The organism is Corallococcus terminator, from assembly GCF_003611635.1.
Classification (GTDB): Bacteria; Myxococcota; Myxococcia; order Myxococcales; family Myxococcaceae; genus Corallococcus; species Corallococcus terminator.
In genome coordinates this window covers 1-6,065 of record NZ_RAVZ01000462.1, presented here as the reverse complement: position 1 = coordinate 6,065, position 6,065 = coordinate 1, and the positions used below count along the sequence as shown (strand labels likewise).

The window sequence follows — 6,065 nt, the reverse complement described above, 5'->3', positions numbered from 1 at the left end:
CTCCCCGCCCCCTCCTGGAGCCTGAGCCATGCAGCGCACCCTCCATGCCACCGGCACCCCCTGGGAGCCCCGCGTGGGCTACTCGCGGGCGGTCCGCGTGGGCCCCTTCGTCTCCGTCTCCGGCACCACCGCCACGGATGCCCAGGGGCAGCTCGTGGGTGAAGGCGACGCGTACCGGCAGGCGGCCCAGGCGCTCGCCAACATCCGCTCGGCGCTGGAGGCGGTGGGGGCTCGGATGGAGGACGTGGTGCGCACGCGCATGTACGTCACCGACATCTCCCGCTGGGAAGAGGTGGGCCGCGCGCACGGCGAATGCTTCCGGGACATCCGCCCCGCCACGTCGATGGTGGAGGTGAAGGCCCTCATCGACCCGAGGATGCTAGTGGAGATCGAAGCGGACGCCGTGGTGGCATCCGCGCTCGGCTGAGGGCGAGGCCCCGAACAAACCGGCCCATGCGCACGGACCTGGCCGCGCTGGGCCGAGCGCAGGGGTCCGAGCGCATGGAACCGGGTGCGCCGGGTCAGGCGCACCGGGATGAAGCCGACCTCAGAACTCCGCGCTGACGTCGGCGGGCACGTCATCCGGCGCGCCGGGGTTGCCGGGCTCGGGGGACAGGTCGTCGCCGGTGCCTTCGGGAGGCGTCACGTCGCCGCGCAGCTCCGGCCCGCGGCAATCCTGGACGGTGCCCACGCGGCTGCCGACCACCTCCGTGCAGGACTCCACGCGGCCGCCGTCCGTGCACTGGAGGAGGACGCGGAACTGCTCCTTCTCCTGCGCGTCCCAGCACGCGCTACCGACGTAGTAGGTGTTCGCCGCGATATCGCCGCCCCAGGCGCGCAGGTCCGCGCGACCGCCGAGCCCCGGGATGTGGCGCACGGAGGTGAGCACCTTCTCCTTCGCGGCGGTGGCGGTGCTGCCCAGGTTGTACGCACCCAGCACGCGCACGCGGGTGACGCCGGAGGGCTGGAGCTTGTGGCCCACGAAGGCGCCCGTGACGGCCTCGTGCTGCGCGGTGTTGGGGGTGAAGTTCGCCAGCCGGTACGCCAGCGACTTGCTGCCCTGGCCGAAGTGCGCGAACGACATCATCAGCTTGCCCTGGCCCGCGAAGGACGGAGACACCGCCTTCAGGTTGTCCAGGGAGATGACCAGTGTGCCCCGGCCCCGGTGCGCCTCACCGTTGCGCTTGAGCGCGCCCGCGGCGACGAGCTTGTAGGCGGTGTCGTCCGTGCTGCCCAGCGGCCGGGCCTCCAGCTTCCACTGGTAGCGCTGTCCCACGCCCTTGCGCACGGCGAGCTTGAAGGTCGCGTTGGCGCGGTCCTGCGGGCCGTACACCAGCACGTCGCCGGGCTGCGCGTCGGCGGTCTTCTTCACCAGGTCCGCCAGGGGCACCAGCGCCTGCCGGAGCGCGTCGTTGAGCGCCTTCACCTCCATGCGCGCGCCCTCCAGCATCGCGGCACCTTCGCCGTCGAGCGCGGCCTCCGTCTCCCGCAGGTCCTGCGCGATGAGCGCCGCGCCGTCCTGTTCGAGCGCGTCCGCGTTGAGCTCCAGCGAGGTGCCCTCGAAGTCCGGCAGGGACTCCAGCGCCTCCTGATCATCCACCCCGCCGCACGCCGTCGAAAGCACCAGGGCCGCACCCACCGCCAACGTCTTGTTCCAGCGCATCGTCATCTCCAGGTCGAAAGGTTCGCGTGACTGCCAGTTGTTCCTTCCAACCCGGCGGGCGGGCGCCGGTTGCGGGCGGGGAATTATTTCCCGCGCCGGGCAGGTGAGCGGGTGTCGGCCCGGGGGTGGCCGTCCTCCCTGGCAGGGCCTACCTTCCAGGTACCATGGGCGTCGAATGGAAGAGCAACATCGACATCGCGGACGCGCTGGAGCGGGTCGCGGACCTGTTGGACACACAGGACGCGATGCCCTACCGCGTGGGCGCGTACCGCAAGGCGGCGGCCACCATCGCGACGTGGCCGGACTCCGTCACGCAGGTGCTGGCGACCGGAGGTGAAGCGGGGCTCAAGGAGCTGCCCGGGGTGGGCAAGAGCATCGCGGCGGCGGTCGCGGAGTTCGTGCGCACCGGACGGATGGACCTCCTCGAAAGACTGGAGGGGGAGGCCTCCCCCGAGAGCCTGCTCGCCAGCGTGCCCGGCATCGGCGAGGAGCTGGCCAAACGCATCCATGAGGCCTTGGACATCACCACGCTGGAGGCGCTGGAACTGGCCGCGCATGACGGCCGGCTGGAGCGCGTGGAAGGCTTCGGTCCCCGGCGCGCGGAGCAGGTGCGCGAGGTGCTGGCGGCGCGACTGGAGCGCAACCGGAGAGCGCGCGAGCAGGCGCGGTCGCATGCCCACGAGGATGTGCCCCGACCGTCGGTGGAGCTGCTGCTGCGCGTGGACGCGGACTACCGCCGGAGGGCGGCGGACGGGGAGCTGCGCCGCATCGCGCCCAAGCGCTTCAACCCTTCCGGGGAGGCCTGGTTGCCCGTGCTGCGCGAGCGCCTGGACGGATGGAACCTGCGGGCCCTGTTCTCCAACACGGCCCTGGCGCACCGGCAGAAGACCACGCACGACTGGGTGGTCCTCTACTACGACCAGGATGAGATCCGGGGGCAGTGCACCGTGGTGACAGCCCACGGTGGCCCCATGGATGGACTGCGCATCGTGAAGGGCCGCGAGGACGAATGCCTCGCGCACTACCACCGCGGTGAGGCGGAGCACGAAGCACCGCACGCGGGCGCCTGAAGCCCGGACTTCATCCACGAGGGGCAGGCAACCCCACCCCTCGTGGAGGCGGGGTCACGGCGTGGGTGAATACACATCGGCGCCAAGACGCGCGCCGCTACTCCCGCTGCCACCCGCGACCAGCACCCGGCCCGAAGGCAGCACCGCGAGGTCGTGGTGCGTGTTGCGCGAGGACAGGATGCCTGCCGGAGTCCACGCATCGGTGGCGGCGTCGTAGACCTCCGCGGAGTCGAGGACACCCAGGCCCGAGCCGCCCTCCCCTGTCACCACCAGCACGCGACCGGTGGACAGCTTCGTGGCGTGCGCCAGGTAGCGCGGCGTGCCCAGCGGCGACACGTTCTTCCACGTGCCGAGCGCCACGTCATAGACCTCCGCGGAGCGCAGCGCGCCGTCCGAACCCCAGCCCCCCACCACCAGCACGCGCTGGCCATCGCCCAGCGGCACGGCGACATGGCCGTAGCGCGCCGTCGCGAGCGGCGACGTGAGCCGCCAGGTCCCCGTGGCCGGGTTGTACAGCTCCGCGGTGGCGGTGATGGTCGCGCCGTCGGTGGAGATGCCGCCCATCACCAGCACCTCGCCCGAAGCCAGCGGCACCGCGGCGTGGAATGAACGCGAGTGGGCCATGGCGCCCGTGAAACTCCAGGTGCCGGCGGACGGGTCGAACAGCTCCGCGCTCGCGAGGTTGGACGCCGAACCCGTGCCCGACACGCCGCCCGTCACCAACACCTTCCCCGAGCCCGCGAGCAGCGTCGCGGTGTGACGCGCCCGGCGCGTGCCCAGGTCCGCCACCGGCGACCAGGTGCCGGTGGTGGGCGCGTACACCTCCGAGGCGGACAGCCACGTGGACGCATCCCGCTGTCCGCCGGTGACGAGCACCCGGCCGTTGCCCAGCAACGTGGCGGAGTGCAGGAAGCGCGCGGTGCCCAGGGGGGCGGTGTCCTGCCAGGAGTCCGTCGCCTCGTCGTACAGCGCGGCGCTGGCGAGCGCACCGCCACCGACAGGGAAGCCGCCCGCGACCAGCACGGCGCCCGTGCCCAACCGGGTGGCGGTGAGCTGCGCGCGCGCGGCGGCGAGGTTCGCGGCCGGGCGCCACGGCATCGAGGACGGCCGGTAGCGTTCCGCGGACGCATTGAGGACGCCCGCCTGCGCCACGCCGCCCAGGACGAGCACTTCCCCCGAGGGCAGCAGCGTGGCGGTGTGGCTGATGCGACGCGTGGCCATCCACGCCGTCCCGGCCCAGGTGCCGGTGGACGGGTCGAAGAGCGAGGCGCTCTCCAGGTAGGGCTGTCCGCCGTTGGAGCCGCCCGTGACGAGCACCTGTCCGGAGGTGAGCAGCGTGGCGGTGTGGAAGACCAGGAGCGACGGCAGGCTTCCCTGGGCCGTCCAGACGCCGGTGGCCGGGTCGTACAGCTCCGTGGTGGCGGTGGCGAGGCTGCCCGCGAAGCCGCCCGTCACCAGGACCTGGCCGGACAGGAGCAACGTCGAGGTATGGCCCGTGCGCTGGGCGACCATGGGGGCCGCCGGCAGCCACGTCCCGGTCGCCGGGTCATAGAACTCCGCCGACGCGAGCACGGTGCCATTGGCGCTGGTGCGGCCTCCGCTGACGAGCACCCGCCCGTTGGGCAGCAGCGTCGCGGTATGCCCCACGCGGAACGCGCTCATCCGGCCGGTGGTGGCCCAGGTGTTCGTCGCGGGATCGAAGAGGAGGGCGGTGGCCAGCGCATTGCCGGCACCACTGTCTCCACCCGCGATGAGCACCCGCCCGTTGGGCAGCAGCGTCGCGGTGTGCTGGGAGCGGGGCAGGTCCAGGCCGCTCACGGCGGTCCAGGTGTTGGAGTCGGGGTCGAACACCTCCGACCCCGCCGCGCCCAGTGAAGAAGCGCCGCCGCCCACCACGAGCACGCGGCCGGACGCGAGCAGCGTCGCGGTGTGACGCTGACGGGGGGTCGCCATCGCGCCCAGGGAGAACCAGCGGCTGGTGCGCGGGTCATACAGCTCCGCGGCGGACGTGCTCCCGCCAGCGACAAGCACATAGCCATTGCGCAGCAGGGTGGCGGTGGAGTCCACGCGCACCGAAGCCATGGCTCCAGCGGTGCTCCACGCCGACGTATCGACCAGCGCGGCGGAGCGGGTAACGAATGACTGCTCATCAGGAGAACAAGCCGAGGCGCACGCAAGCGCGAGCGCGGCCATCAGGCCGTTGAAACGGAGACGCATCATCTGAGGGGTGGTCCTTCACTGCACAGCGGGGGGACACGGCTTTCGCCGTGGGGGGGGCGGCCCCTTAACCCAATTCAAAGGAAGACACCACCAGTGAATCCCTTTCAGTTGACCCCTGTGTTTGAACCCGGACCGACCGCGTCGCCTTGGAACGGCTCAACTGCTCGCGGACGTGTAGTGGCGGATGGACAGCAACCACACCCGCCGCGCCACCCACGCGAACACCACCGAGCCCGCCACCGCGCCCACGAGCGACGTCCACGGCAGCCGCCCCAGCATCGCGAGCGCGGGGAACGTGGTCATCAGGGCCAGCGGGATGATGAAGGTGAACACCATCGCCAGCGCGCCCCGGAACACGGAGGACGGCCACCGGGCCGCGTCGAAGATGGACGTGAACAGGTACGTGAGGTTGTCCACCTTCACCACGAAGAACGCCGCGCTCACCACGAGGATCCACAGCGAATAGAGCAGCAGCACGCTGGTCCCCAGCAGCACCAGCGACGCCAGGAGCCCCGGGAACGACGGCCACCGGCCCAGCGACACGAACGCGTAGATGAACAGCCCGATGCCGGACAGCACGTTCACCGCGCGCCACGGCAGGAAGCGCTGCGTGGACACCAGGAACTGCGCGTCCGCGGGCTTGAGCAACACGAAGTCCAGCGTGCCCTTGCGGATGTGCTCCACCACGCCCGTGAGGCTGGGACTGATGGCGCCCTCCAGCACGCCCTGCAGCAGCGTGAACCAGCCCACCACCAGCAGCGACTCGTGGAAGCTCCACCCCTCCAGGCTCGGCCGGTTGTCGAAGACGACGAACAGCGGCGCCAGCGCCGTGAACGTCCACGCCACCGACGACAGCCCCTCCGCCAGGAAGTCCGCGCGGTATTGCAGCGCCAGCAGGCCTGACGCCTTGAGCTGCACGCCCAGCAGTCGCAGGTATCGCTTGAGCCTCACGCCCTATCCTCCGAACGCCGCGAAGCGCGCCAGGCCCCGCCGCCACACGAGCGTCGCCACCGCGCCCAGCCCCGCCACCCACGCCCACTGCTTCGCGAGCAACCCGAGCGCCACCCCCGTCTCGTGCGCGCCCGTCATCAGCTCCACCGGCAGGCCCATCT

The 6,065-nt window shown here is 71.6% G+C and carries 5 protein-coding genes; 2 read left to right on the top strand and 3 right to left on the bottom strand.

Annotation, left to right across the window (positions count from 1 at the left end; all coding sequences use genetic code 11):
* The first annotated feature begins 28 nt into the window (after nt 1-28).
* Nucleotides 29-427, top strand: coding sequence for a RidA family protein (locus D7V88_RS38055; protein ID WP_120545446.1), 399 nt, complete (start codon nt 29-31; stop codon nt 425-427).
* A 120-nt stretch (nt 428-547) separates the two neighbouring features.
* On the opposite strand, the gene D7V88_RS38050 is transcribed toward D7V88_RS38055, so the two are convergent.
* Complete coding sequence (locus D7V88_RS38050; RefSeq protein ID WP_147449047.1) at nt 548-1,663, bottom strand: hypothetical protein; 1,116 nt, start codon at nt 1,661-1,663, stop codon at nt 548-550.
* 164 nt (nt 1,664-1,827) lie between these two features.
* Between D7V88_RS38050 and D7V88_RS38045 the strand changes: the two genes are divergently transcribed.
* Nucleotides 1,828-2,733: a helix-hairpin-helix domain-containing protein gene (locus tag D7V88_RS38045; protein ID WP_120545444.1), complete on the top strand. Its 906-nt coding sequence runs from the start codon at nt 1,828-1,830 to the stop codon at nt 2,731-2,733.
* Between the two features lie 54 nt (nt 2,734-2,787).
* On the opposite strand, the gene D7V88_RS38040 is transcribed toward D7V88_RS38045, so the two are convergent.
* Together D7V88_RS38040 and D7V88_RS38035 are read right to left on the bottom strand one after the other, a co-directional pair.
* Entirely contained in the window at nt 2,788-4,953 is a 2,166-nt protein-coding gene (locus tag D7V88_RS38040; RefSeq protein WP_244238615.1) for a Kelch repeat-containing protein, read from the bottom strand.
* A 156-nt stretch (nt 4,954-5,109) separates the two neighbouring features.
* On the bottom strand, nt 5,110-5,904 hold the full coding sequence (locus tag D7V88_RS38035; RefSeq protein WP_120545442.1) for an ABC transporter permease: 795 nt from the start codon (nt 5,902-5,904) through the stop codon (nt 5,110-5,112).
* Between the last annotated feature and the right edge of the window lie 161 nt (nt 5,905-6,065).

Bases quoted from the DNA above. Each gene is read 5' to 3' on its own strand.
- D7V88_RS38055 (WP_120545446.1), top strand. From the start codon at position 29: ATGCAGCGCACCCTCCATGCCACCGGCACCCCCTGGGAGCCCCGCGTG.
- D7V88_RS38050 (WP_147449047.1), bottom strand. From the start codon at position 1,663: ATGCGCTGGAACAAGACGTTGGCGGTGGGTGCGGCCCTGGTGCTTTCG.
- D7V88_RS38045 (WP_120545444.1), top strand. From the start codon at position 1,828: ATGGGCGTCGAATGGAAGAGCAACATCGACATCGCGGACGCGCTGGAG.
- D7V88_RS38040 (WP_244238615.1), bottom strand. From the start codon at position 4,953: ATGATGCGTCTCCGTTTCAACGGCCTGATGGCCGCGCTCGCGCTTGCG.